Annotated in this window: 19 protein-coding genes and 1 pseudogene; 16 read left to right on the top strand and 4 right to left on the bottom strand. The window is 60.3% G+C overall.

Translation table 11 applies throughout. The features are described 5' to 3' along the window. Positions 1–238 precede the first annotated feature (238 nt). The 16 genes from mraZ (at position 239) to lpxC (ending at position 18,051) form a co-directional block, all read left to right on the top strand. Positions 239–694, top strand: coding sequence for a division/cell wall cluster transcriptional repressor MraZ (mraZ, locus tag LOY56_RS21630; protein ID WP_186530428.1), 456 nt, complete (start codon positions 239–241; stop codon positions 692–694). Then, positions 691–1,638 (top strand): 16S rRNA (cytosine(1402)-N(4))-methyltransferase RsmH, encoded by a 948-nt coding sequence (rsmH, locus tag LOY56_RS21625; RefSeq protein ID WP_408980345.1) that lies wholly within the window; start codon positions 691–693, stop codon positions 1,636–1,638. Before mraZ ends, rsmH begins: the two co-directional genes overlap by 4 nt. Next, on the top strand, positions 1,635–1,928 hold the full coding sequence (gene ftsL / locus LOY56_RS21620; RefSeq protein ID WP_258617041.1) for a cell division protein FtsL: 294 nt from the start codon (positions 1,635–1,637) through the stop codon (positions 1,926–1,928). The genes rsmH and ftsL overlap by 4 nt, the downstream gene beginning before the upstream one ends. Continuing rightward, on the top strand, positions 1,928–3,667 hold the full coding sequence (locus LOY56_RS21615; protein ID WP_258622829.1) for a penicillin-binding protein 2: 1,740 nt from the start codon (positions 1,928–1,930) through the stop codon (positions 3,665–3,667). The genes ftsL and LOY56_RS21615 overlap by 1 nt, the downstream gene beginning before the upstream one ends. Beyond that, positions 3,667–5,130: a UDP-N-acetylmuramoyl-L-alanyl-D-glutamate--2,6-diaminopimelate ligase gene (locus LOY56_RS21610; protein ID WP_258617040.1), complete on the top strand. Its 1,464-nt coding sequence runs from the start codon at positions 3,667–3,669 to the stop codon at positions 5,128–5,130. The genes LOY56_RS21615 and LOY56_RS21610 overlap by 1 nt, the downstream gene beginning before the upstream one ends. After that, positions 5,123–6,490, top strand: coding sequence for a UDP-N-acetylmuramoyl-tripeptide--D-alanyl-D-alanine ligase (gene murF, locus LOY56_RS21605; RefSeq protein ID WP_258617039.1), 1,368 nt, complete (start codon positions 5,123–5,125; stop codon positions 6,488–6,490). The genes LOY56_RS21610 and murF overlap by 8 nt, the downstream gene beginning before the upstream one ends. Further along, a complete protein-coding gene (gene mraY / locus LOY56_RS21600) occupies positions 6,490–7,572 on the top strand; it encodes a phospho-N-acetylmuramoyl-pentapeptide-transferase (protein ID WP_090286123.1) in 1,083 nt (360 codons plus the stop codon). The genes murF and mraY overlap by 1 nt, the downstream gene beginning before the upstream one ends. 5 nt (positions 7,573–7,577) lie before the next feature. Beyond that, positions 7,578–8,924 (top strand): UDP-N-acetylmuramoyl-L-alanine--D-glutamate ligase, encoded by a 1,347-nt coding sequence (murD, locus tag LOY56_RS21595; RefSeq protein WP_258617038.1) that lies wholly within the window; start codon positions 7,578–7,580, stop codon positions 8,922–8,924. Further along, on the top strand, positions 8,921–10,138 hold the full coding sequence (ftsW, locus tag LOY56_RS21590) for a putative lipid II flippase FtsW (protein WP_258617037.1): 1,218 nt from the start codon (positions 8,921–8,923) through the stop codon (positions 10,136–10,138). The genes murD and ftsW overlap by 4 nt, the downstream gene beginning before the upstream one ends. Next, the gene (murG, locus tag LOY56_RS21585) at positions 10,128–11,198 is read left to right on the top strand and encodes an undecaprenyldiphospho-muramoylpentapeptide beta-N-acetylglucosaminyltransferase (RefSeq protein ID WP_258617036.1); all 1,071 of its coding nucleotides are present in this window, start codon (positions 10,128–10,130) and stop codon (positions 11,196–11,198) included. The genes ftsW and murG overlap by 11 nt, the downstream gene beginning before the upstream one ends. Continuing rightward, positions 11,191–12,651 (top strand): UDP-N-acetylmuramate--L-alanine ligase, encoded by a 1,461-nt coding sequence (gene murC, locus LOY56_RS21580; protein WP_258617035.1) that lies wholly within the window; start codon positions 11,191–11,193, stop codon positions 12,649–12,651. Before murG ends, murC begins: the two co-directional genes overlap by 8 nt. After that, positions 12,648–13,607 carry a D-alanine--D-alanine ligase gene (locus LOY56_RS21575; protein ID WP_258617034.1) on the top strand — a complete coding sequence of 320 codons (960 nt, stop codon included), beginning with the start codon at positions 12,648–12,650 and terminating at the stop codon, positions 13,605–13,607. Before murC ends, LOY56_RS21575 begins: the two co-directional genes overlap by 4 nt. 4 nt (positions 13,608–13,611) lie before the next feature. Next, a complete protein-coding gene (locus LOY56_RS21570; RefSeq protein WP_258617033.1) occupies positions 13,612–14,478 on the top strand; it encodes a cell division protein FtsQ/DivIB in 867 nt (288 codons plus the stop codon). 15 nt (positions 14,479–14,493) lie between these two features. Beyond that, a complete protein-coding gene (ftsA, locus tag LOY56_RS21565) occupies positions 14,494–15,753 on the top strand; it encodes a cell division protein FtsA (RefSeq protein ID WP_007939849.1) in 1,260 nt (419 codons plus the stop codon). Between the two features lie 80 nt (positions 15,754–15,833). Next, positions 15,834–17,027, top strand: coding sequence for a cell division protein FtsZ (ftsZ, locus tag LOY56_RS21560; protein WP_007904318.1), 1,194 nt, complete (start codon positions 15,834–15,836; stop codon positions 17,025–17,027). A gap of 112 nt (positions 17,028–17,139) precedes the next feature. Next, complete coding sequence (gene lpxC / locus LOY56_RS21555; protein ID WP_007939852.1) at positions 17,140–18,051, top strand: UDP-3-O-acyl-N-acetylglucosamine deacetylase; 912 nt, start codon at positions 17,140–17,142, stop codon at positions 18,049–18,051. A gap of 168 nt (positions 18,052–18,219) precedes the next feature. On the opposite strand, the gene LOY56_RS21550 is transcribed toward lpxC, so the two are convergent. The 4 genes and pseudogenes from LOY56_RS21550 to LOY56_RS21535 form a co-directional block, all read right to left on the bottom strand. Beyond that, complete coding sequence (locus tag LOY56_RS21550; protein WP_258617032.1) at positions 18,220–19,716, bottom strand: sensor domain-containing diguanylate cyclase; 1,497 nt, start codon at positions 19,714–19,716, stop codon at positions 18,220–18,222. Between the two features lie 225 nt (positions 19,717–19,941). After that, positions 19,942–20,102, bottom strand: a pseudogene (locus LOY56_RS21545) (ATP-binding protein); the annotation flags it as partial. Between the two features lie 21 nt (positions 20,103–20,123). Beyond that, entirely contained in the window at positions 20,124–23,225 is a 3,102-nt protein-coding gene (locus tag LOY56_RS21540; protein ID WP_258617031.1) for a multidrug efflux RND transporter permease subunit, read from the bottom strand. Beyond that, complete coding sequence (locus tag LOY56_RS21535) at positions 23,222–24,382, bottom strand: efflux RND transporter periplasmic adaptor subunit (protein WP_258617030.1); 1,161 nt, start codon at positions 24,380–24,382, stop codon at positions 23,222–23,224. The genes LOY56_RS21540 and LOY56_RS21535 overlap by 4 nt, the downstream gene beginning before the upstream one ends. Between the last annotated feature and the right edge of the window lie 599 nt (positions 24,383–24,981).

Genomic DNA, 24,981 nt, shown 5'->3' with positions numbered 1-24,981 from the left:
ACTACTTTAACTTCTGAGCGCAGCCTTCTGTGCTGATTCAAGTTATTGAGCGAACTCATCCGTCAGATTCTCGTTAACCCTCCTTTTACGCTCCTAAATCTCCGTTCTGTAAGGCTTTTCCTTTAATCCGCGCCTTGACGGTGTGGTGGGCGCATTCCTATAGTGTGCACAAGTGGCGGAAAGTGGCATGAAGTGGGTTTTTTGAACGCAAAACGCTAATATTTGGAGAAACGCTGACGTGTTTCGCGGAGCTAACGCTATCAGTCTCGATGCAAAAGGCCGTCTCGCCATGCCGAGCCGGTATCGTGACGAGCTTGTTTCGCGAAGTTCCGGTCAATTAATCGTCACCATCGATGCCGTTGATCCGTGTTTGTGTGTTTATCCCCTCGATGAGTGGGAAATTATTGAAACCAAACTGCGCGCACTGCCTTCGCTTCGCGAAGAGAACCGCCGCTTGCAACGTTTACTGATTGGTAATGCCGTCGACCTCGAGCTCGATGGCAGTGGTCGTTTTCTGGTTCCACCACGTCTTCGCGAATATGCCAGGTTGGATAAGCGCGCAATGTTGGTAGGCCAACTGAACAAGTTCCAATTGTGGGACGAGGATGCCTGGAATGCGGTTTCTGCCGCTGACCTAGCTGCTATTCAACAACCGGGCGCCATGCCTGATGAACTGCGTGATTTGATCCTGTGACTATTGATAGCGGCTTTAACCACATCACCGTATTGCTTGACGAAGCCGTCGAGGCTCTCGCCGTACGTCCTGATGGCTGCTATCTGGACGGTACGTTCGGACGTGGCGGACACAGTCGGTTGATCCTCAGCCAGCTCGGGCCTGAGGGTCGGCTGCTCGGATTCGACAAAGATCCCCAAGCGATTGCCACCGGGCAAACGCTAGCGGCCGAAGACGGCCGCTTTGTCATTGTGCAGCGCAGCTTTGCCGAGCTCGGTTCGGAAGTCGCTGAACGTGGTCTGACCGGTAAGGTCAGCGGTATTCTGCTTGACCTCGGCGTGTCTTCCCCGCAACTCGATGACCCGGAGCGCGGTTTCAGTTTTCTCAACGACGGTCCGCTGGACATGCGCATGGACCCGTCCCGCGGGATCAGTGCAGCCGAGTTCGTCAACACCGCGCCGGTGGAAGAAATCGCCCGTGTGTTCAAGGAATATGGCGAAGAGCGGTTCTCCGGTCGCATGGCGCGTGCCGTGGCCGAGCGTCGCGACATCAGGCCGTTCGAGCGCACTGGCGATCTGGCTGAAGTGCTGAAAGTTGCCAACCCGGCATGGGAAAAGGGCAAGAACCCGGCCACCCGTGCGTTCCAGGGGCTGCGTATCCACGTCAACAACGAACTGGGCGATCTGGAAGCCGGTCTCGAAGCCGCGCTGGAATGCCTGGAAGTGGGCGGCCGTCTGGTCGTCATCAGCTTCCACTCGCTGGAAGATCGCATCGTCAAACTGTTCATGCGCAAACTGGTGAAAGGCGAAGCCGACAACCTGCCGCGCAACCTACCGGTCCGTCACGTTGCTTTCGAACCGATCATCAAAATCCATGGCAAAGCGCAGACGGCCTCCGACGCCGAACTGAAGGCCAACCCGCGTTCCCGTAGCGCTGTCATGCGCGTTGCGGAGAAGCTGCGGTGAGTAAACTTTTCGCCAAGCCACTTCCCGGCGGAAGTTTTTTCATGCTGCTGCTGTTTATCGGCGTTCTCGTGTCGGCCATCGGCGTGTCTTATAGCGCACACTGGAACCGCCAGTTGTTGAATTCGCTGTACAGCGAATTGAGCGTGCGCGACAAGGCGCAGGCAGAGTGGGGTCGGTTGATTCTCGAACAGAGCACCTGGACTGCCCACAGCCGTATCGAAGTCCTGGCCAGCGAACAACTGAAGATGCGCATTCCCGGCGCCGCTGAAGTGCAGATGGTGGCGCCATGATGAAACTCGAAGGCGCGCTCTTCCCATGGCGGTTCCGTTTGGTGGTGGGTTTACTCGGTATCATGGTGGCGGCGATCTCTTGGCGCATCATCGATTTGCAAGTGGTCGACCGTGCCTTCCTTAAAGGTCAGGGCGATGCGCGCAGCGTTCGTCATATTCCAATTCCGGCTCACCGAGGTCTGATCACCGACCGTAACGGCGAGCCTTTGGCCGTGAGTACGCCGGTCACGACCCTGTGGGCCAACGCCAAGGAAATGCAAACGGCCAAAGAGAAATGGCCGGCACTGGCGGCTGCCCTGGGGCAGGACCCGAAAGCCCTGGCCGAGCGTCTCGAGGCCCAGGCCAATAAAGAATTCATTTATCTGGTGCGCGGGCTGACCCCCGAGCAAGGCCAGGCTGTGCTCGACCTGAAAGTGCCGGGCGTTTATGGCATCGAAGAGTTCCGGCGTTTCTACCCGGCCGGCGAAGTCACCGCCCACATGGTCGGCTTTACCGACATCGACGATCACGGGCGCGAAGGCGTCGAACTGGCCTACGATGAATGGCTGGCCGGCGTGCCCGGCAAGCGGCAGGTGATCAAGGACCGGCGCGGCCGGCTGATCAAAGATGTCCAGGTCACCAAAAACGCCAAGGCCGGCAAGCCCTTGGCGTTGTCCATTGACCTGCGTTTGCAATACCTGGCTAACCGTGAACTGCGCAACGCGATCATCGAGAACGGCGCCAAGGCTGGCAGCCTGGTGATCATGGACGTGAAGACCGGCGAGATCCTCGCCATGGTCAACCAGCCGACCTACAACCCGAACAACCGTCGCAACCTGCAACCGGCGATGATGCGCAACCGTGCGATGATCGACGTGTTCGAGCCGGGTTCGACCATGAAAGCGATTTCCATGAGCGCCGCGATTGAAACCGGTCGCTGGAAGCCCACCGATACCGTCGAGGTGTATCCAGGCACCTTGCAGATTGGCAAGTACACCATCAAGGACGTATCGAAGACCGAAGGCCCGGTGCTCGACCTGACCGGCATTCTGATCAATTCCAGTAACGTCGGCATGAGTAAGGTCGCGTTCGATATTGGCGGCGAAACGATTTTCCGTCTGGCGCAGAAAGTCGGCCTCGGCCAGGACACCGGCCTCGGCTTTCCGGGGGAGCGCGTCGGCAACCTGCCGAATTACCGCGAATGGCGCAAAGCTGAAACCGCCACGCTGTCCTATGGCTACGGTATTTCCGTGACCGCGATCCAGCTGGTTCACGCCTTCTCGGCCCTGGCCAACAATGGTCGCCTCGCGCCGCTGACCCTGATCAAAACCGACAAGGCGCCGCAAACCACACAGGTATTGCCGGAAGCCGTCGCAAAAACCATGCAAACCATGCTGCAACAAGTGATCGAGGCTCCGCGCGGTGTATTCCGTGCGCAGGTGCCGGCGTATCACGTGGGCGGCAAGTCGGGTACTGCACGTAAAACGTCGGTCGGCACCAAGGGCTACGCCGAGAATTCCTACCGCTCGCTGTTCGCCGGCTTCGGCCCGATGAGCGATCCGCGTTACGCAATCGTGGTGGTGATCGATGAACCGACCAAGGCCGGTTACTTCGGCGGTCTGGTCTCGGCGCCAGTGTTCAGCAAAGTGATGTCCGGGACTCTGCGCCTGATGAACATCACCCCGGACAACCTGCCAGCCACTCAACAAGCGAACACCGCACCGGTCGTTCCGCTGAAAGCTAATGGAGGGCGCGGCTGATGTCGCTGAGCCTGAACAAGATTTTCGCCCACGCCGGTCGCGATCTGTTGATCCGCGAATTGGCGCTGGACAGTCGCAATGTACGGGCAGGCGATCTGTTTCTCGCGGTCCCGGGTGGCAAGTTCGATGGGCGTGCGCACATCGCCGATGCCTTGCAACGCGGCGCGGCTGCCGTGGCTTATGAAGTCGAAGGCGCGACCGTGCTGCCGATTACCGACGTGCCGTTGATTCCGGTCAAAGGCCTGGCGGCGCAGCTGTCGGACATTGCCGGGCGTTTTTATGGTGAACCGAGCCGTCACTTGAATCTGATTGGCGTGACCGGTACCAACGGCAAGACCAGCGTGACCCAATTGGTCGCCCAGGCACTCGACCTGCTCGGTCAACACTGCGGCATCGTCGGCACCTTGGGCGCCGGCTTCTACGGCGCGCTGGAAAGCGGCCTGCACACCACGCCGAACCCGATTGCGGTGCAAGCGACCCTCGCCGACCTGAAAAAGGCCGGCGCCAAAGCCGTGGCCATGGAAGTCTCCTCCCACGGCCTGGATCAGGGCCGCGTGACTGCGTTGGCGTTCAATGTGGCGGTGATGACCAATCTGTCACGCGATCATCTGGATTACCACGGCACCATGCAGGCCTATGGCGAAACCAAGGCCAAGTTGTTTGCCTGGAATGATCTGAAGTGCCGGGTGGTCAACCTCGACGACGATTTCGGCCGGCAATTGGCTGCTGATAAAGGCGAGTCGCGGTTGATCACTTACAGCCTGGAAGATTCCAGCGCCTACCTGTATTGCCGCGAGGCGCAGTTCGACGACGAAGGCGTGCGCGCCACATTGGTCACGCCGCAAGGCGAGCACCATTTGCGTAGCACCTTGCTCGGTCGTTTCAACTTGAGCAACGTGTTGGCTGCGGTCGGCGCCTTGCTCGGGCTGGACTACGCGCTGGACGAAATCCTCAAAGTGCTGCCGAAACTCGAAGGCCCGGCCGGTCGCATGCAGCGCCTGGGCGGCGGTAGTCAGCCGTTGGTGGTGGTCGATTATGCCCACACGCCGGATGCGCTGGAAAAAGTCTTGATGGCCCTGCGTCCTCACGCTAAAGGTCGGTTGCTGTGCCTGTTCGGTTGTGGCGGTGATCGCGATCGGGGCAAGCGTCCGCTGATGGCGGAAGTGGTCGAGCGTCTGGCCGATGGCGTATTGGTCACCGATGACAATCCGCGCACCGAAGACCCGATTGTGATTTTCGATGACATCCGCGCCGGTTTCACCGCTGTGGATAAAGTTGCCTTCGTCGCCGGCCGTGGCCAGGCGATTGCCCAATTGATCGCCAGCGCTTCGGCGGATGACGTGATTGTCCTAGCCGGTAAAGGTCACGAGGACTATCAGGAAATCAACGGCGAGCGCCACGCTTTCTCCGATCTGGTCGAGGCTGATTACGCCCTGACCGCGTGGGAGGTGGCCCATGCTTAAAGCCTTGAAGCTGAGCGAACTGACCAGCGCATTGAATGGCCGTCTGATTGCCAGCGACGCCAGCTTCAACGGCGTCAGCATCGACAGCCGCGCGATCAAGCCAGGCCAGCTGTTTATCGCTCTGGCCGGCCCGCGTTTTGATGGACATGACTACCTCAATGACGTCGCCGCCAAAGGCGCCGTGGGTGCCTTGGTCGAGCGCGAAGTTACCGACAGCGCGCTGCCACAACTGCTGGTCAAGGACACCCGCCAGGCCCTCGGCCAATTGGGCGCGATAAACCGTGCGGCATTCACTCAGCCAGTCGTGGCCATCACCGGTTCCAGCGGCAAGACCACGGTCAAGGAAATGCTCGCGAGCATCCTGCGCACGCGCGGTCCGGTGCTGGCGACCCGTGGCAACCTGAACAATGACCTGGGCGCTCCGCTGACCCTGCTCGAACTGGCGCCGGAACATACCGCGGCCGTGATCGAACTCGGTGCTTCGCGGCTCGGCGAGATTGCTTACACCGTCGCCATGACCAAGCCGCACGTGGCTGTCATCAATAACGCCGGGACCGCCCATGTCGGCGAGTTCGGCGGACCGGAAAAAATCGTTGAAGCCAAGGGCGAGATTCTCGAAGGGCTGGATGCCGATGGCGTCGCCGTGCTGAATCTCGACGACAAGGCGTTTGAAATCTGGAAAACCCGAGCCGCCGGTCGCCACGTGCTGACGTTTGCCCTGAGCAACCTCAGCGCCGACTTCTACGCCAGCGATCTGGATCGCGATGCTCGCGGTTGCCCGGCGTTCAACCTGCACAGCCCTGAAGGTGTGGAACGGGTTCAACTGAACCTGCTCGGCACCCATAACGTCGCCAATGCCATGGCCGCCGCCGCTGCAGCTCATGCTTTGGGCGTGTCGCTGCCCGGCATCGCCACTGGTCTCGGCGCGGTGCAACCGGTGAAGGGCCGCACCGTCGCGCAACTGGCGACTAACGGCATGCGCGTGATTGATGACACATACAACGCAAACCCCACCTCTATGTGCGCCGCCGTTGATATACTCGCCGGCTTTTCCGGTCGCACCGTTTTGGTGCTCGGAGATATCGGCGAGTTGGGCGATTGGGCGGAGCAGGGGCACCGCGATGTGGGTGAGTACGCCCGCGGCAAGGTATCCGCGCTTTACGCGGTCGGGCCAATGATGGCGCACGCCGTGAACGCTTTCGGCGAACAGGCTTTTCACTTCAGTACTCAGGCTGAGCTGATCAAGGCCCTGGAAGCCGAGCAGGACACAAACACCACCATTTTGATCAAGGGCTCGCGCAGCGCCGCGATGGAAAACATCGTCGCCGCTTTGTGCGGGCCCCGTCTGGAGAAACATTAATGCTGCTGCTGCTAGCGGAGTATCTGCAACAGTTCTACAAAGGCTTCGCGGTCTTTCAGTACCTGACCCTGCGCGGGATTCTCGGTGTGCTGACCGCGCTGGTCTTGTCGCTGTGCTATGGCCCGTGGATGATCCGCACCTTGCAGAACCGTCAGATCGGTCAATCCGTTCGCAACGACGGCCCGCAATCGCACCTGTCCAAGTCGGGCACCCCGACCATGGGCGGCGCGCTGATTCTTTCGTCCATCGGTGTCAGCACCTTGCTCTGGGCCGACCTGAGCAACCGTTACGTGTGGGTCGTGTTGTTGGTAACCCTGCTGTTCGGTGCCATCGGCTGGGTCGACGATTACCGCAAAGTCATCGAGAAAAACTCCCGCGGCCTTCCGAGCCGCTGGAAGTATTTCTGGCAGTCGGTGTTCGGTCTGGGCGCGGCGATCTTCCTTTATATGACTGCCTCGACGCCGGTGGAAACCACCCTGATCCTGCCGATGCTCAAGGACTACAGCATTCCATTGGGCGCGGGTTTCATCGTCCTGACCTATTTCGTGATTGTCGGTTCGAGCAACGCGGTCAACCTGACCGACGGCCTCGACGGTCTGGCGATCATGCCTACCGTGATGGTCGGCGGTGGCTTGGGGATCTTCTGCTACCTGTCGGGTAACGTGAAATTCGCCGAATACCTGCTGATTCCTTACGTACCGGGCGCGGGTGAGTTGATCGTGTTTTGCGGCGCGTTGATCGGCGCGGGCCTGGGGTTCCTCTGGTTCAACACCTATCCGGCCCAAGTATTCATGGGCGACGTCGGCGCACTGGCGCTGGGCGCAGCCTTGGGCACCATCGCGGTGATCGTCCGTCAGGAAATCGTCCTGTTCATCATGGGCGGTGTGTTCGTGATGGAGACCCTGTCAGTCGTCATTCAGGTTGCCTCCTTTAAGTTGACCGGTCGCCGTGTATTCCGCATGGCACCGATACACCACCACTTTGAACTCAAGGGCTGGCCCGAGCCGCGTGTGATCGTCCGTTTCTGGATCATCACCGTGATTCTGGTCCTGGTCGGCCTTGCCACCCTGAAGCTGAGGTAGAACGAGTGTCTCTGATCGCTTCTGACCACTTCCGCATCGTTGTCGGCCTCGGCAAGAGCGGCATGTCCCTGGTTCGCTTCCTGGCGAACCGGGGCGTGTCATTTGCGGTCGCCGATACGCGGGAAAATCCACCGGAACTGGCCACGCTCAAGCGTGACTATCCGCACGTGGAAGTGCGTTGTGGCGAGCTGGACGTCGAATTCCTGTGCCGTGCCGACGAGCTCTACGTGAGCCCCGGCCTGGCTCTGGCGACCCCGGCCCTGCAGGCTGCCGCCGCCCGTGGCGTGAAGTTGTCCGGCGACATCGAGCTGTTCGCGCGTAACGCGAAGGCGCCGATTGTCGCCATCAGCGGTTCCAACGCAAAAAGCACCGTCACCACCCTGGTCGGCGAGATGGCGGCTGCGGCCGGCAAGCGTGTGGCCGTCGGCGGCAACCTCGGCACGCCGGCGCTGGACTTGCTCAGCGACGACGTCGAGCTGTACGTGATGGAGTTGTCGAGTTTCCAACTGGAAACCACCGATCAACTCAACGCCGAAGTGGCGACCGTGCTCAACATCAGCGAAGACCACATGGACCGCTACAGCGGTCTGCCGGCCTATCATCTGGCCAAGCACCGGATCTTCCGGGGTGCCAAACAATTTGTGGTCAACCGTCAGGACGCCCTGAGCCGTCCGTTGATGGGTGAAGGTCAGCCATGCTGGACCTTCGGCCTGAGCAAACCCGATTTCAAGGCCTTCGGTATCCGTGAAGAAGGCGGCGAGAAATACCTGGCCTTCGAATTCCAGAACCTGATGCCGGTGCGCGAATTGAAGATTCGTGGCGCCCATAACCAGTCCAACGCTCTGGCGGCATTGGCGTTGGGCCATGCTGTCGGCTTGCCGTTCGACACCATGCTTTCGGCCCTGCGCAGTTTCGCCGGGCTCGAGCACCGCTGCCAGTGGGTGCGCGACCTGAATGGCGTGAGCTACTACAACGATTCAAAAGCCACCAACGTCGGCGCCGCACTGGCTGCCATCGAAGGTTTGGGCGCGGACATCGACGGCAAGATCGTGCTGATCGCCGGTGGTGACGGCAAGGGTGCCGAGTTCAAGGATCTGCGTGATCCAGTCGCGGCCAACTGCCGTGCCGTGATCCTGATGGGCCGCGACTCCGACAAGATTGGTGAGGCCATCGGTGACGGCGTGCCGCTGATCCGCGTCGGCTCGCTCGTCGAAGCCGTCGAACAATGCCGCGCCACTGCCGAGCCGGGCGACGCGGTGCTGTTGTCGCCAGCCTGCGCCAGTTTCGACATGTTCAAGAACTACGAAGATCGCGGTCACCAGTTTGTCCGCGCCGTGGAGGACTTGGCATGAGCCTCCTGAATATCATCAAGCCGTATCCGTCGCCGATCATCACCGGGCGCGGCATCGACCTCGATTTCCCGATGCTCGCCGGCTGCCTGGCGCTGCTGGGTCTTGGGCTGGTGATGATTGCATCGGCCTCGACCGAGGTGGGGGCGGTGCAATCGGGCAGTGCCCTGTACTACATGATTCGCCACCTGATCTACGTAGTACTGGGCCTTGGTGCCTGCGTCGTCACCATGATGATTCCGATCGCGACCTGGCAACGCCTGGGCTGGCTGATGCTGATTGGTGCGTTCGGTTTGCTGGTGATGGTGATCGTCCCCGGGATCGGCCGTGAAGTGAACGGTTCGATGCGCTGGATCGGCTTCAGTTTCTTCAACGTCCAGCCTTCCGAGATCGCCAAGGTGTTCGTGGTGATCTACCTCGCCGGTTATCTGGTGCGGCGCCAGAAAGAAGTGCGTGAAAGCTGGATGGGCTTCTTCAAGCCGTTCATCGTTCTGCTGCCAATGGCGGGTCTGTTGCTGATGGAGCCGGACTTCGGTGCCACCGTCGTGATGATGGGAGCGGCTGCGGCGATGCTGTTCCTCGGCGGGGTCGGGCTGTTCCGTTTTTCCTTGATGGTTGTCCTGGCTGTCGCCGCGGTGGTGCTGTTGATTCAAATGCAGCCGTATCGAATGGCGCGTCTGACCAACTTTGCGGACCCGTGGGCCGACCAGTTCGGTGCTGGCTATCAGTTGTCTCAGGCCTTGATCGCTTTCGGTCGCGGCGAATGGCTGGGCGTTGGCCTGGGCAACAGCGTGCAGAAACAGTTCTACCTGCCGGAAGCGCACACCGACTTCGTGTTCTCGGTCCTGGCCGAAGAGCTGGGTGCCGTGGGTTCTTTGTGCACCGTAGCGCTGTTCGTCTTTGTCTGTATTCGTGGCATGTACATCGGTTACTGGGCCGAGAAGGCCAAGCAATTTTTCGCCGCCTACATCGCGTACGGCTTGTCGTTCCTGTGGATTGGTCAGTTCCTGATCAACATCGGGGTGAACGTCGGTCTGCTGCCGACCAAAGGTCTGACCCTGCCATTTCTCAGTTATGGCGGCAGTTCGTTGGTGATCTGCTGTGCCTGTCTTGGCTTGTTGCTGCGCATCGAGTGGGAGAGTCGAACCCACTTGGGCAGCGAAGAGATGGAGTTCCATGAGAGCGACTTCGCCGAGGAGCCGAACCATGGGCGCTAATGTATTGATCATGGCTGGCGGCACCGGGGGGCATGTGTTCCCGGCGCTGGCCTGCGCTCGGGAGTTCCAGGCCCGCGGTTATACCGTGCACTGGCTCGGCACGCCGCGCGGGATCGAAAACGATCTGGTGCCGGCGGCCGGTCTTGAATTGCATCGGATCAACGCCAGCGGTTTGCGCGGCAAGGGCAAATTGTCCCTGCTCAAGGCACCGTTCATGGTGCTCAAGTCGATCTGGCAGGCGCGGGCGATCATTCGTCAGCTGCAGCCAGTCTGCGTGGTCGGCTTCGGCGGTTATGTGACTGGCCCCGGCGGCGTTGCAGCCAAGTTGGCCGGCGTGCCGGTGATCGTTCACGAGCAGAACGCCGTGGCCGGTACCGCCAATCGGTTGCTGGTGCCGTTGGCCGCCCGAGTCTGTGAAGCGTTCCCCGACACCTTTACCCTGTCGAACAGCCGTCGCACCACCGGTAACCCGGTGCGCACCGAGCTGTTCCTCGAAACACCGCGACCTGCCCTGGCCGGTCGCAAGGCACGTTTGCTGATCCTGGGCGGAAGCCTGGGCGCAGAGCCGTTGAACAAGTTGCTGCCTGAAGCCCTGTCGCAAGTCGCCCCCGACCTGCGCCCGGACGTGTTTCATCAGGCCGGCAAAAACCACGATGAAGTGACTACAGAGCGCTATCGCGCAGCTGGTGTCGAGGCGCAAGTGCAGCCTTTCATCAAAGACATGGCCCAAGCCTATGGTTGGGCCGACCTAGTGGTGTGCCGCGCAGGCGCACTGACCATCAGTGAACTGGCGGCTGCCGGTCTGCCCTCGATGCTGGTGCCTTTGCCCCACGCGATCGACGATCACCAGACCCGCAACGCTGATTATTTGGCCCGTGAAGGCGCTGCCTTCCTGATGCCGCAAAGAACGACCGGCGCAGCGGATCTTGCCGCTCGCCTGACAGAGGTCTTGATGCAACCGCAACGACTCAACGACATGGCCACCGCGGCACGCCGCCTGGCCAAACCCGATGCCACTCGTAACGTGGTCGATACCTGCCTGGAGGTGGCCCATGGTTGAGAACAAGAAAGCCATGCCGCACCCGGAAATGCGCCGCATCCGTCGCATCCACTTCGTCGGCATCGGCGGCGTGGGCATGTGCGGTATTGCCGAAGTGTTGCTGAACCTGGGCTATGAAGTGTCCGGTTCCGACCTCAAAGCATCGCCGGTGACCGAGCGCCTGGAATCCTTCGGTGCCCACATCTATATCGGCCACCGTGCCGAGAACGCCGCGAACGCCGATGTGCTGGTCACCTCCAGCGCCGTGAACACGTCCAACCCGGAAGTCGCCACCGCCCTGGAACGTCGGATTCCGGTGGTGCCGCGTGCCGAGATGCTGGCCGAGCTGATGCGCTACCGCCACGGCATCGCCGTCGCCGGTACCCACGGCAAAACCACCACCACCAGCCTGATCGCTTCGGTGTTCGCGGCCGGTGGCCTGGACCCGACATTCGTGATCGGTGGTCGTCTGAATGCCGCGGGCACCAATGCCCAGCTCGGCACCAGCCGTTACCTGATTGCCGAAGCCGACGAAAGCGATGCCAGCTTCCTGCACTTGCAGCCGCTGGTGGCCGTGGTCACCAACATCGACGCCGACCACATGGCGACCTACGACGGTGACTTCAACAAACTGAAGAAAACCTTCGTCGAGTTTCTGCACAACCTGCCGTTCTACGGTCTGGCGGTGGTGTGCCTGGACGATCCGATGGTGCGTGAAATCCTGCCGCTGGTGAAACGTCCGACGGTCACTTATGGCTTTGGCGACGATGCCGACGTCCGTGCCATCAATGTACGTCAGCAGGGCATGCAAACTTTCTTCACCGTGCTGCGCCCTGAACGCGAGCCGCTGGATGTGTCGGTGAACATGCCGGGCAACCACAACGTGCTGAACGCGCTGGCGACCATTTGCATTGCCACCGACGAAGGCGTCAGCGATGAAGCCATCGTCCAGGGCCTGTCCGGGTTCCAGGGTGTCGGTCGGCGCTTCCAGGTGTACGGCGAACTGCCGGTTGAAGGCGGCAACGTGATGCTGGTGGACGACTACGGTCACCACCCGACCGAAGTCGCGGCCGTGATCAAAGCCGTGCGCGGTGGCTGGCCGGAGCGTCGTCTGGTGATGGTTTACCAGCCGCACCGTTACAGCCGCACCCGCGACCTGTACGACGATTTCGTCAATGTACTGGCCGACGCCAATGTGCTGCTACTGATGGAGGTCTACCCGGCCGGCGAAGAGCCAATCCCGGGTGCCGACAGCCGCAAGCTGTGCAACAGCATCCGCCAGCGCGGTCAGCTCGACCCGATCTACATCGAGCGCGGCATCGACCTCGCACCGATCGTCAAGCCGCTGCTGCGTGCCGGCGACATTCTGCTGTGCCAGGGCGCCGGTGATATCGGCGGTCTTGCACCGAAACTGTTGAACAGTCCGTTGTTTGCCGGAGCCGTTGCTGCTCCGGTAGAGGGGAAGTTGAAATGACTGCTGCTTACGCCAACCTCGTCTCCACTATTGCGCCGAAAGATTTCGGTCGCGTCGCCGTGCTGTTCGGCGGCAAGAGTGCCGAGCGTGAAGTGTCCCTGAAGTCGGGTAACGCAGTGCTCGAAGCACTGCAAAGCGCCGGTGTGGACGCCTTCGGTCTTGATGTGGGCGATGACCTGCTGCAGCGTCTGCTGAACGAAAAAATCGACCGCGCCTTCATCATCCTCCACGGTCGTGGCGGTGAAGACGGCAGCATGCAGGGCCTGCTCGAATGCGCAGGGATTCCGTACACCGGCAGCGGCATTCTGGCCTCCGCCCTGGCCATGGACAAACTGCGCACCAAGCAGGTCTGGCACAGCCTCGGCATTCCGACGCCACGCCACGCGGTACTGAGCTCTGAGGCCGATTGTATTTCGGCGGCCACGGAACTGGGCTTCCCTTTGATCGTCAAACCGGCCCATGAAGGTTCCAGTATCGGGATGGCCAAAGTGACTTCCACGTCTGAATTGATCGACGCGTGGAAAGCGGCCAGTACCTACGATTCACAAGTGTTGGTCGAGCAATGGATTCAAGGTCCGGAGTTCACCATCGCCACCCTGCGTGACCAGGTGTTGCCACCGATTGCCCTGGGCACGACGCACAGTTTCTACGACTACGACGCCAAGTACGTGGCTTCCGATACCCAGTACCGGATTCCGTGTGGCCTGGACAGCGATAAAGAAAAAGAACTCATGGACCTCACGGCCAAAGCCTGTGAGGCGCTGGGTATTGCTGGTTGGGGCAGGGCAGACGTGATGCAGGACGCCGCCGGCCAGTTCTGGTTCCTGGAAGTCAACACCGCACCGGGCATGACCGATCACAGTCTGGTGCCAATGGCAGCCCGTGCTGCCGGTCTGGATTTCCAGCAACTGGTTCTGGCGATTCTCGCCGCCAGTATTGAAGAAACTAGAGGTTAAGACGATGCAAGGCGCACAGCTTAGACATCAGCCCTCCGCACCCGGCCGCAAACCGGTGCCGCGGGGTGCCAGCCGAATGGTGGCCAAAGAGCCGATGTCCGCGCGCCTGCCGAAAGCCAACTTTGGTTTTCTGAAAAGCCTGTTCTGGCCCGTGCTGCTGGTTGCGCTGGGGTTCGGCACTTATGAAGGCGCACAGCGTTTGCTGCCGTACGCCGACCGGCCGGTCACCAAAATCGCGGTGCAGGGCGACTTGAGTTACATCAGCCAGCAAGCGGTGCAGCAGCGGATCGCCCCCTACGTGGCGTCGAGCTTCTTCACTATCGACCTGGAGAGCATGCGCACCGAGCTTGAACAGATGCCATGGATTGCCCACGCCGAAGTGCGCAGGGTATGGCCGGATCAAGTAGTGATTCGCCTGGAAGAACAACTGCCGGTGGCCCGTTGGGGCGATGAGTCGCTGTTGAACAACCAGGGGCAGGCGTTCACCCCGCGTGAGCTGGCGAACTACGAACACTTGCCACAGCTGTTCGGCCCGCAGCGGGCCCAGCAGCAAGTGATGCAGCAATATCAGGTGCTGAGCCAGATGCTCAGGCCATTGGGCTTCTCGATTGCACGCCTGGAATTGCGTGAACGAGGCAGCTGGTTCCTGACCACCGGCGCCGGCAGCGCGGGCCCGGGGATCGAACTGCTGCTGGGACGCGGCAACCTGGTGGAAAAGATGCGCCGCTTCATCGCCATCTACGACAAGACGCTTAAAGAACAGATTACGAACATTGCGCGCATCGATCTGCGCTACGCCAACGGCCTCGCCGTTGGCTGGCGGGAACCTGTAGCGCCGACGACAGCCCAACCCGCTGTCGCGAAGAATTAAGAAGAGGCAGGACCCATGGCAAACGTGCAAAGCGGCAAAATGATCGTCGGTCTCGATATCGGCACCTCCAAGGTGGTGGCGCTGGTAGGCGAGGTCGCGGACGACGGCACGCTCGAAATCGTCGGGATCGGTACTCATCCGTCCCGCGGCCTGAAAAAAGGCGTGGTGGTGAACATTGAGTCCACCGTCCAGTCGATCCAGCGCGCGATCGAAGAAGCGCAGCTGATGGCCGGTTGCCGAATCCACTCGGCGTTTGTCGGCGTGGCCGGCAATCACATCCGCAGCCTGAACTCCCACGGCATCGTGGCGATTCGTGATCGCGAAGTCAGCTCCGCCGACCTTGAGCGCGTTCTCGACGCTGCCCAGGCTGTGGCGATCCCGGCTGACCAGCGCGTGCTGCACACCCTGCCGCAGGATTACGTGATCGATAACCAGGAAGGCGTTCGCGAGCCGCTGGGTATGTCCGGTGTGCGTCTGGAAGCCAAGGTTCACGTGGTCACCTGCGCCGTGAACGCTGCACAGAACATTGAAAAATGCGTGCGCCGCTGCGGTCTGGAAATCGACGACATCATTCTCGAGCAGTTGGCCTCGGCCTACTCGGTCCTGACCGATGACGAGAAAGAGCTGGGCGTATGCCTGGTGGACATCGGCGGCGGAACCACCGACATCGCGATCTTCACCGAAGGTGCGATCCGTCACACCGCGGTCATCCCGATAGCGGGCGATCAGGTGACCAACGACATCGCCATGGCGCTGCGCACCCCGACCCAGTACGCCGAAGAAATCAAGATTCGCTACGCCTGTGCCCTGGCCAAACTGGCCGGTGCCGGCGAAACCATCAAGGTGCCAAGCGTCGGCGACCGTCCACCGCGCGAGCTGTCCCGTCAGGCCCTGGCCGAAGTGGTCGAGCCGCGTTACGACGAACTGTTCACCCTGATCCAGGCTGAACTGCGTCGCAGTGGCTACGAAGACCTGATCCCGGCCGGCATCGTGCTGACCGGCGGTACGTCGAAGATGGAAGGCGCGGTCGAACTGGCCGAAGAGATCTTCCACATGCCGGTTCGCCTGGGCGTGCCGCATGGCGTCAAGGGCCTGGACGACGTGGTCCGCAACCCGATTTATTCCACCGGCGTTGGCCTGTTGATGTACGGCCTGCAGAAGCAGTCCGACGGGATTTCGTTCTCGGGCATCGGCAGCCGCGACAGCTACAGCAATGACGAGCCGAAAGCCGCTTTGCTCGATCGCATCAAGAGCTGGGTACAAGGCAACTTCTGACGAAGCAGTTTCAAGCTACAAGCAGTAAAGCAGCAAAACGCAGTAGGCGAAAAAAACTAGAGAATGTAAGGAGAGGGAAAATGTTTGAACTCGTAGACAACATCCCCGCAAGCCCGGTAATTAAAGTTATCGGTGTTGGCGGTGGCGGCGGCAACGCTGTCAATCACATGGTCAAGAGCAACATTGAAGGCGTTGAATTCATCTGCGCCAACACTGATGCCCAAGCGCTGAAAAGCATCGGCGCGCGGACCATCCTGCAACTGGGTACCGGCGTGACCAAAGGCCTGGGCGCCGGCGCCAACCCTGAAGTAGGTCGTCAGGCCGCTCTCGAAGACCGTGAGCGCATTGCCGAAGTCCTGCAGGGCACCAATATGGTGTTCATCACCACCGGCATGGGCGGTGGTACCGGTACCGGTGCTGCGCCGATCATCGCCGAAGTGGCCAAGGAAATGGGGATCCTCACCGTTGCGGTGGTGACCCGTCCGTTCCCGTTCGAAGGTCGCAAGCGTATGCAGATCGCCGACGAAGGTATTCGTCTGCTGTCTGAAAGCGTCGACTCGTTGATCACCATTCCCAACGAGAAGCTGCTGACCATCCTCGGTAAAGACGCCAGCTTGCTGTCGGCTTTCGCCAAGGCCGACGATGTACTGGCCGGTGCCGTTCGCGGTATCTCCGACATCATCAAGCGTCCGGGCATGATCAACGTCGACTTTGCCGACGTGCGTACCGTGATGAGCGAAATGGGCATGGCGATGATGGGCACTGGCTGCGCCAGCGGTCCGAACCGTGCGCGTGAGGCCACCGAAGCGGCCATTCGCAACCCGTTGCTCGAAGACGTGAACCTGCAAGGCGCACGCGGCATCCTGGTGAACATCACCGCCGGTCCTGACCTGTCCCTGGGTGAGTACTCCGACGTGGGTAGCATCATCGAAGCCTTCGCTTCCGAGCACGCGATGGTCAAGGTCGGTACCGTTATCGATCCAGACATGCGCGACGAGCTGCACGTGACTGTTGTTGCCACCGGTTTAGGCGCTAAAATCGAGAAGCCTGTGAAGGTCATCGACAATACCGTTCACACCTCGATGGCCTCCCAGCCACAACAACAAGCCCCTGTTCGTCAGGAACAGCCTGCGGTGAACTACCGTGACCTGGACCGTCCGACCGTCATGCGCAACCAGGCTCAGGCCGGTGCTGCGACTGCCGCGAAGATGAACCCGCAAGATGACCTGGACTATCTGGACATCCCGGCTTTCCTGCGTCGTCAGGCCGATTGATGAAATGTATCAGGGGTATTCGGGTGATTGGTGTTCAGCAAAGGTCTGGTCTGCTATTATCGCCAGCCTTTGTTGATACCAGTTCGCAATTTGCGCTGAAGCGGCCCATGCCATGATAAAACAACGCACCCTGAAGAATATTATCCGTGCCACAGGTGTCGGCCTGCACTCCGGGGAGAAGGTCTACCTGACCCTCAAGCCAGCGCCCGTCGACACCGGCATTGTGTTTTGTCGTGCTGACCTCGACCCTGTGGTGCAGATCCCTGCCCGCGCGGAAAACGTTGGCGAAACCACTATGTCGACCACGCTTGTTAACGGTGACGTCAAAGTGGACACGGTGGAGCACCTGCTCTCGGCCATGGCTGGCCTGGGCATCGATAACGCCTACGTCGAGCTCTCCGCGTCCGAAGTCCCGATCATGGATGGTAGCGCTGGACCCTTCGTATTCCTGATTCAATCGGCCGGCCTGGAAGAACAGGACGCCGCCAAGAAGTTCATCCGGATCTTGCGGGAAGTGACAGTGGAAGACGGCGACAAGCGCGCCACTTTCGTCCCTTTCGAAGGTTTCAAAGTGAGCTTCGAGATCGATTTTGATCACCCGGTTTTCCGTGACCGCACACAAAGTGCAAGCGTGGATTTTTCCAGCACTTCGTTCGTAAAAGAAGTCAGCCGCGCCCGTACCTTTGGTTTCATGAGTGACATCGAGTACCTGCGCAAGCACAACCTCGCACTCGGCGGCAGCGTTGAAAACGCTATTGTGGTCGACGCGGATGGTGTACTGAACGAAGACGGCCTTCGCTATGAAGACGAATTCGTGAAGCACAAGATCCTCGATGCAATTGGTGACCTCTACCTGCTGGGCAATAGCCTGATTGGTGAGTTCAAGGGCTTCAAGTCCGGACATGCATTGAACAACCAGCTGCTGCGCAAGTTGATTGAGCAGACAGATGCCTGGGAAGTCGTGACTTTCGAAGACGCCAGCACTGCACCGATCTCTTACATGCGTCCTGTTGCGGCCGTGTAAGCAAAAAACCTCTCTAGTTTTTTAAAGGCTACCTTCGGGTGGCCTTTTTTTATGCTCGTATGATCGTTCCCACGCTCTGCGTGGGAATGCAGCTCGGGACGCTCCGCGTCCTGCCAAAACGGACGCGGAGCGTCCGGGGAGGCATTCCCACGCGGAGCGTGGGAACGATCAATCCGCTGCAACCACCCGATTCCGCCCACTTTCCTTGGCCTGATACAACGCCTTGTCCGCCACAAACAGCAATTGCTCCAGGCCGATATCAGACGCCGTCGTCCAGGTACTGATACCGATACTGACAGTAATTGGCGACTTATCTTTCCCCTCCAACGGCAACTGCTCCACCGCTGCCCGGATGTTCTCGGCAATCTGTTGCGCGCCGGCGCAGTCGGTTTCAGCCAGAATCACCGAAAACTCCTCGCCACCATAACGGGCGACAAGGTCTGCCGGCCGTCGGACACGGGCGCTGATCACTTTGGCTACCGAGCGCAAGGCATCGTCGCCACCCTGGTGGCCATGGCGATCGTTGAACGCCTTGAAGTGGTCGACATCGATCATCAGCACCGACAATGGCAGGCCGGAACGTTGGGCACGAAACCATTCGTGGCGCAGGGCCTGATCCAGGCTTCGACGGTTGGCCAGTCCGGTCAAGGGGTCGGTAGCGGCCAGTTGTGCCAGTTCCTGCTCGGCACTTTGGCGCCGACGCAATTCCCGGCAGAGCAACCAGGTCAACCACAGCAGGCTCACGCACAGCGCAATGGTCGCAAAGCTGACCACCACCGCCGTGCGCTTCCAGGTCGCAAAGACCTCATCACTGGACAGCGCAACGATGACGATCAACGGCAAGTTTCCGACCTTGGAGAAGGTGTACAAGCGTTTGTCTTTGTATCGGCTGGAGATGCCAGTGAAGCTGCCGTTGCCTTCCTTGACGATGCGCTGGAAATTGGGACGATTACTGAAGTCCTTGCCGATCAGTTCTTCGGCCAGGCGTGGTTGCTGGGCCAGAAGAATCCCGTCCTTGCTGATCAGATTGACTGTACTGTCACGACCGATGCTCAAACTGTTGAACAACTGATCGAAGTAACTCAAACGCATGGCGGCTTCGGCCACGCCCAGGAACTCACCCTGAGAGCCGTTCACCCGGCGGCTGAAACTGATACGCCAATCCTGCTCTGGCGACCTGCTCCTGAAGGGGCGGCTGATGAACATGCCCGGGTCCGGGTTGTTCACGTGAGACTGGAAGTATTCGCGGTCGGTATAGTTGCCTTGCCTGGGCTCCACCGAGGCCGAGTCGGCGATCACGTCGCCCTTGTTGTCGAGCAACAAAATGTTGCCCTTGTACGGCGCGGCAGTGGCGCGGTCGAAATAGGCCAGATGTCGAATAGCTGGAGAAACGCTCTTGAGGTCTTCTCGCTGGGAAGCCGCGATCAAACCCTGCAGGGATACATCATAGAGTTCGACATTGCGCAGTACATCGGCGTCGATCAATTGCACGATATTGTTGGCGGCGCGCGCGGCGGACAATTCGGCATTGGCGCGTTCACGGATCAGCAGGAACGCCACGATGCTCAGTATCGCAATCACCAACAACACACTGCCGAGAACCAGAAGCCGTTCCGAGCGCGTCGAGCGGCGCGGATGGCGAGATTTCGTACTGCTCACACTCATGGTTCTGACTTCTGCAAATAAGGCGTTATGAAAGTTCTTTTACAACAATCGGGCAGAGTCCTAGAAACCGCTTGTGTTCAGAGCGCCTATATAAATGCCGGATAAAAAAAAGGCCAGCAAAACATGCTGGCCTTTTGCTAATGGAAGCTTAGAAGACATTCGGCGGGTAGTCGATAACTACCCTGTCGGATGGTCTGGTTTTTTTGTGGCGAGGGTTCTGTGTGATCAGACCGGGAGGTGGATGCCGAACGTATTCATCCCTGATCACTGCGCACAAACACATTCCCGCCGTGCATCAGCGCAATCGCCTTGACGATTGCCAGCCCCAGGCCATGGTTGTTGCCGCTGTTACTGCGCGATGCATCAACTCGGTAGAAGCGCTCGAACTATCGCGGTAGATGCCCGCCTCAGTCTGTGGTCGTCAGCGCCGATATCGGTGCCGGCTTAGGTCGATGGAATAGCCGTTCAAGCCACAAGTATATGACCGGCGTGGTGAACAGCGTCAGCGCCTGGCTCACCAACAAACCGCCGACCACCGCGATGCCCAATGGCTGGCGCAGTTCGGCGCCGGTGCCGTAGCCGAGCATCAGCGGCAGAGCACCAAGCAGGGCGGCGAGGGTGGTCATGATGATGGGCCGGAACCGCGTCATACAGGCCTCATAGATCGCCTCTTCTGGCGGCAAGCCACGGTTGCGCTGGGCGTCCAGTGCGAAGTCGATCATCAGAATGCCGTTCTTCTTGACGATGCCGATCAGCAACACCAGCCCGATCAGCGCCATGATCGAAAAGTCCTGGCCGCAGATCCACAGCATGATCACCGCCCCGAGCCCCGCCGAGGGCAGGGTCGAGATGATCGTCAGCGGGTGTACGAAGCTTTCGTACAGCACGCCAAGAATGATGTACACCGCCACCAGCGCTGCCAGAATCAGCCACGGCTGGCTGGCCAGCGAACTCTGGAAGGCCTGGGCCGCGCCCTGGAAATTACCGCTGATGGCTACCGGCATGCCGATGTCGGTCTTGGCCTGATTGAGCATGATCACCGCATCACCCAACGCAACGCCGGGCGCCAAGTTGAACGACAGGTTGGCTGCCGGGAACATCCCGTCGTGAGCGATGGACAACGGACCGATAGTTGGCGCAGTGAATTTCGCCAAGGCCGACAGCGGCACCATTTCCCCGCTCAGCGGCGAGCGCAGGTAGAAATAGTTGAGGCTTTCGGCCCTGCCACGCTGTTTGGTGTCCAGCTCTAGAATCACGTTGTACTGGTTGGTCTGGGTCTGGAATTCGTTGATCTGCCGCTGGCCGAAGGCGTCGTACAGCGCTTCATCAACATCGCTGGCCGTCAGGCCGAAACGCGCCGCAGCGCTGCGGTCGATGCTGATGTGGGTAATGCTGCCGCCCAGTTGCAGGTCGTTGGAAATGTCGCGGAACGCCGGGTTGCTGCGCAGTTTTTCCGTCAGGCGCTGGGTCCAGGTGCTCAGGAGTGCGCCGTCGTTGCTCTTGAGCACGTATTGATACTGCGCGCGGCTCGGGCCGGAGCTGAGGTTGATGTCTTGCCCGGCACGCAGATACAGCGCGATGCCCGGGACTTTCATCAGCTGTGGGCGAATCCGGTCGATGAACTGACTGGCGGACACATCGCGGTCGCCGCGCTTTTTCAGCGAAATCCAGAACCGTCCGTTGGCGATGGTCTGGTTGCTGCCCGCAACGCCGACCGAGTGCGAGAACGTCTCGACGGCAGGATCGGCGGCGACGATTTCGGCCATCGCCAAGTGTTTTTTCACCATGTCGCCGTAGGAAATGTCCGCCGCCGCTTCGGTGGTGCCGAGGACGAAACCGGTGTCCTGCACCGGGAAGAAACCCTTCGGAATGAAAATGTACCCGGCGACCGCCAGGCCGAGGGACAGGCCGAACACACCGATCATCAATGTCTGATGGGCGAGGGCGCGGCGCAGGCCTTTCTCATACAGCGCCAGCAAGCGTTCGCCGAAACCCGGTTTGCCGTGGGCGTGATGCACCGGCGCGCGCATGAATAGCGCGGCCAGGGTCGGCGCCAGCGTCAGGGACACCACCACGGAAATCATGATGGTCGAGGTGGCGGTCAGGGCGAATTCCTTGAACAGCCGCCCGACCACACCGCCCATGAACAGCAGCGGAATGAACGCCGCCACCAGCGAGAAACTGATCGAGACCACGGTAAAACCGATCTCGCCGGCGCCCTTGATCGCCGCCTCGCGCATGCCGTCGCCGGCCTCCAGGTGGCGGTGAATGTTTTCCACCACCACAATCGCATCGTCCACCACAAACCCGACGGACACCACGATCGCCACCAGCGTCAGGTTATTCAGGCTGAAGCCCATGATGTACATCAGGGCAAAACTGGCGATCAACGACACACCGAGCACCGACGCCACGATCAGGGTCGCCGACAACTGCCGCAGGAACAGCGCCATCACCGCCACCACCAGCAGGATCGCGATCAGCAGGGTGACTTCCACTTCATGCAACGAAGCGCGGATGGTCTGGGTGCGGTCGACCAACACGTTGACCTGCACTGAGGCCGGCAGCATGGCCTCCAGCGTCGGCAGTGCCGCTTGGATACGGTCGACGGTCGCGACGATGTTGGCTCCCGGTTGCCGGAAAATCACCAGGTTCACCCCCGGCTGACCGTCAGCCCAGGCCTGGATGTAGGCGTCTTCCGAACCGTTGACGACTTTGGCCACATCCTTGAGATGAACCGGTGCGCCGTCCTTGTAGGAAACAATCAGCTGACCGTATTCCTGGGGGTGGAACAATTGGTCGTTGGTGGACAAGGTCGAAATGCTCGACTCGCCGTACAACGCACCCTTGGCCAGGTTGAGGCTGGTCTGCTGGATCGCCAGGCGGATGTCTGCCAGGGTCAGGCCGATGGCGGCGAGTTTGTCCGCCGAGGCCTGCACGCGAATCGCCGGACGTTGCTGACCGGTGATATTGATATTGCCTACGCCGTCGATCTGGCTGATCTGACGGGCGAGCAGGGTTTCCACCAAGTCACTGACTTCGGTGCCGGGCATTTGCGGTGAGTGGATGCTGAGGATCAGCACCGGGCTGTCGGCCGGGTTGACCTTCCTCCAGTTCGGCAGGTTCGGCATGTCTTTGGGCAGTTTGCCGGCGGCAGTATTGATCGCGGCCTGGACTTCCTGCGCGGCGGTGTCGATGCTTTTGTCGAGGGTGAATTGCAGGGTCAGGATGGTCGAGCCCAGGGCGCTGCTCGAGGTCATTTGGGTCACGCCGGGGATGGCGCTAAATTGCACTTCAAGCGGCGTGGCCACCGACGAGGCCATGGTCTCGGGGTTGGCGCCGGGCAGTTGCGCAGCCACCTGGATGGTCGGGAATTCCGCTTCGGGCAGCGGGGCAATTGGCAGTCGCGGAAAGGCAATAACACCGAGCAGCACCAAGGCAAAAGTCAGCAGGACCGTCGCCACCGGATGATCGATGCACCACGCGGAAACCGAGCCATGACCCTTCATGGTTTCGGCTCCGATTGCACCACTTGCGGCGGGTCGGTCACTACCTGCACGGTCGAGCCAGGTTTGAGCCGCGACTGGCCGTCGCTGACCAGCACATCGCCCGGTTTCACGCCTTTGATGATGTCCTGGCCGCTGCCTTGATAAACCATCTGCACCTGAACGGCTTCAGCCTTGTCGCCGTTGACCCGGTAGACGAAATGTTGATCGAGGCCACGTTGTACGACGGTGGGCGGCACCACCAGCGCATTTTTATCCAGCGCTGTCTGAATTTTTACCGTTACCAGCAGGCCCGGCCAGAGTTTCTGTGCGGGGTTGGCGAATTCGGCCTTGGCGCGGATGGTCCCGGTGTTGGCGTTGATCTGGTTGTCGATCAGGGTCAGGTGGCCTTCGCCCAGCAGGTTGCCGGTTTCGCCGTCGGTGTCGGCACCGATGTAAGCCTTGACCGGCGTGTGCTGGGGATCGTTGATCAGGCCTTGCAGGGTCGGCAGCATTTGTTGTGGCAGGGAAAACTCCACGGCGATCGGGTCGATCTGGGTCACCGTGAACAACCCTTGAGTGTCAGTCATGCGCAGGAAGTTGCCTTCATCCACTGTGCGAATACCGACGCGACCGGTGACCGGGGAGCGAATCTGTGTGTAGGAAAGCTGCACCAGAGCGGCGTCGATTGATGCCTGATTGCCTTGGGCAGTGGCTTTGAGTTGGTTGACCAGGGCTTGTTGCTGGTCATAGGTCTGCTTGGACACGCCGTCGTCGACGCTCAGCAGTTTGTAGCGCTTGAGATCGACCTGTGCCACTTGCAGTAGCGCCTGACTTTCGCCCAGTTGCGCCCGTGCCTGATCGAGGCTGGCGCGGATCGAGCGGTCGTCGAGGGTGGCCAGCAGGTCACCTTTGTTCACGCGTTGGCCTTCCTTGACCAGCAATTGGGTGAGAATGCCGTCGATCTGCGGACGTATGACCACACTGTGCAGCGACAGCACCGAGCCGATGCCGCTGACGTAGCGGGGCACGTCTTTTTCGGCGACGCTGACCACTCGCACGGGGATGGCGGTGGAGGTGGCCAGTTTGGTCGTGGCGGGCTTGGCGACGTACCACACGCCCAGCGCTGCCAGGACGATCAGAAGGGCGGCGAACAACGCGGTTTTTTTCTGAGTTCGCATGCGAGTGGGGCGCCGGGCAGAGTGGTCGGAGTTTTGTCAGGTTTATACCTTCCTTTATAAACCTGTTCGGCCGTCAGTAGAGTGACGGGTAACTGACGGCGCTGTCAGTTTGGACCTCTTTGGGTTGATGCTGATTCCCTGGTAGGCACTGCCTCGTTTCACTCGACGGCTCCTACAGTCATCCGTGTCAGGCGAGCATTCGGTGTCAGACGTGGGATTGATCGTTCCCACGCTCCCGCGTGGGAATGCCGCCAGGGACGCTCCGCGTTCCGCTTTTGAATGTTTAACGGGTGTGTCAGAACGCAGACCTTTCCCACGCATTTTTCAGGTTGTCGGTCGGACGCGGGCCCAATAACCTTTGGCTGTCGCTGACAACTCAGCGACCGGGCGTGAGATCCCCGGCAATTGCTATGCATCTAGCGCCAACACCACCATAATTGGCGCCAGCTTATCCGCTGCCTGTAAATGCGTTATGGCAGCTGTGTGCGGGCAGACTTCGGTCTGGCCGGTTGCCTGCTCCGGTGGATCTCACTCTGCACATAGCTGCCACCTCCTCGTCGCTTGAGATCCGGCGAGTGGTGGCACCCATTTCAGCAGGA

Origin of the sequence: Pseudomonas sp. B21-048, from assembly GCF_024748615.1 — a bacterium.
Classification (GTDB): Bacteria; Pseudomonadota; Gammaproteobacteria; order Pseudomonadales; family Pseudomonadaceae; genus Aquipseudomonas.
The sequence above is the reverse complement of the archived record's forward strand: the minus strand, read 5'-3'. Positions and strand labels throughout refer to the sequence as shown.

Excerpts from the sequence above, each read along its gene's own strand:
- LOY56_RS21615 (WP_258622829.1), top strand. The coding sequence starts at position 1,928 with ATGAAACTCGAAGGCGCGCTCTTCCCATGGCGGTTCCGTTTGGTGGTG.
- LOY56_RS21610 (WP_258617040.1), top strand. The coding sequence starts at position 3,667 with ATGTCGCTGAGCCTGAACAAGATTTTCGCCCACGCCGGTCGCGATCTG.
- murF (WP_258617039.1), top strand. The coding sequence starts at position 5,123 with ATGCTTAAAGCCTTGAAGCTGAGCGAACTGACCAGCGCATTGAATGGC.
- mraY (WP_090286123.1), top strand. The coding sequence starts at position 6,490 with ATGCTGCTGCTGCTAGCGGAGTATCTGCAACAGTTCTACAAAGGCTTC.
- ftsW (WP_258617037.1), top strand. The coding sequence starts at position 8,921 with ATGAGCCTCCTGAATATCATCAAGCCGTATCCGTCGCCGATCATCACC.
- murG (WP_258617036.1), top strand. The coding sequence starts at position 10,128 with ATGGGCGCTAATGTATTGATCATGGCTGGCGGCACCGGGGGGCATGTG.
- murC (WP_258617035.1), top strand. The coding sequence starts at position 11,191 with ATGGTTGAGAACAAGAAAGCCATGCCGCACCCGGAAATGCGCCGCATC.
- LOY56_RS21575 (WP_258617034.1), top strand. The coding sequence starts at position 12,648 with ATGACTGCTGCTTACGCCAACCTCGTCTCCACTATTGCGCCGAAAGAT.
- LOY56_RS21570 (WP_258617033.1), top strand. The coding sequence starts at position 13,612 with ATGCAAGGCGCACAGCTTAGACATCAGCCCTCCGCACCCGGCCGCAAA.
- ftsA (WP_007939849.1), top strand. The coding sequence starts at position 14,494 with ATGGCAAACGTGCAAAGCGGCAAAATGATCGTCGGTCTCGATATCGGC.
- ftsZ (WP_007904318.1), top strand. The coding sequence starts at position 15,834 with ATGTTTGAACTCGTAGACAACATCCCCGCAAGCCCGGTAATTAAAGTT.
- lpxC (WP_007939852.1), top strand. The coding sequence starts at position 17,140 with ATGATAAAACAACGCACCCTGAAGAATATTATCCGTGCCACAGGTGTC.
- LOY56_RS21550 (WP_258617032.1), bottom strand. The coding sequence starts at position 19,716 with ATGAGTGTGAGCAGTACGAAATCTCGCCATCCGCGCCGCTCGACGCGC.
- LOY56_RS21540 (WP_258617031.1), bottom strand. The coding sequence starts at position 23,225 with ATGAAGGGTCATGGCTCGGTTTCCGCGTGGTGCATCGATCATCCGGTG.
- LOY56_RS21535 (WP_258617030.1), bottom strand. The coding sequence starts at position 24,382 with ATGCGAACTCAGAAAAAAACCGCGTTGTTCGCCGCCCTTCTGATCGTC.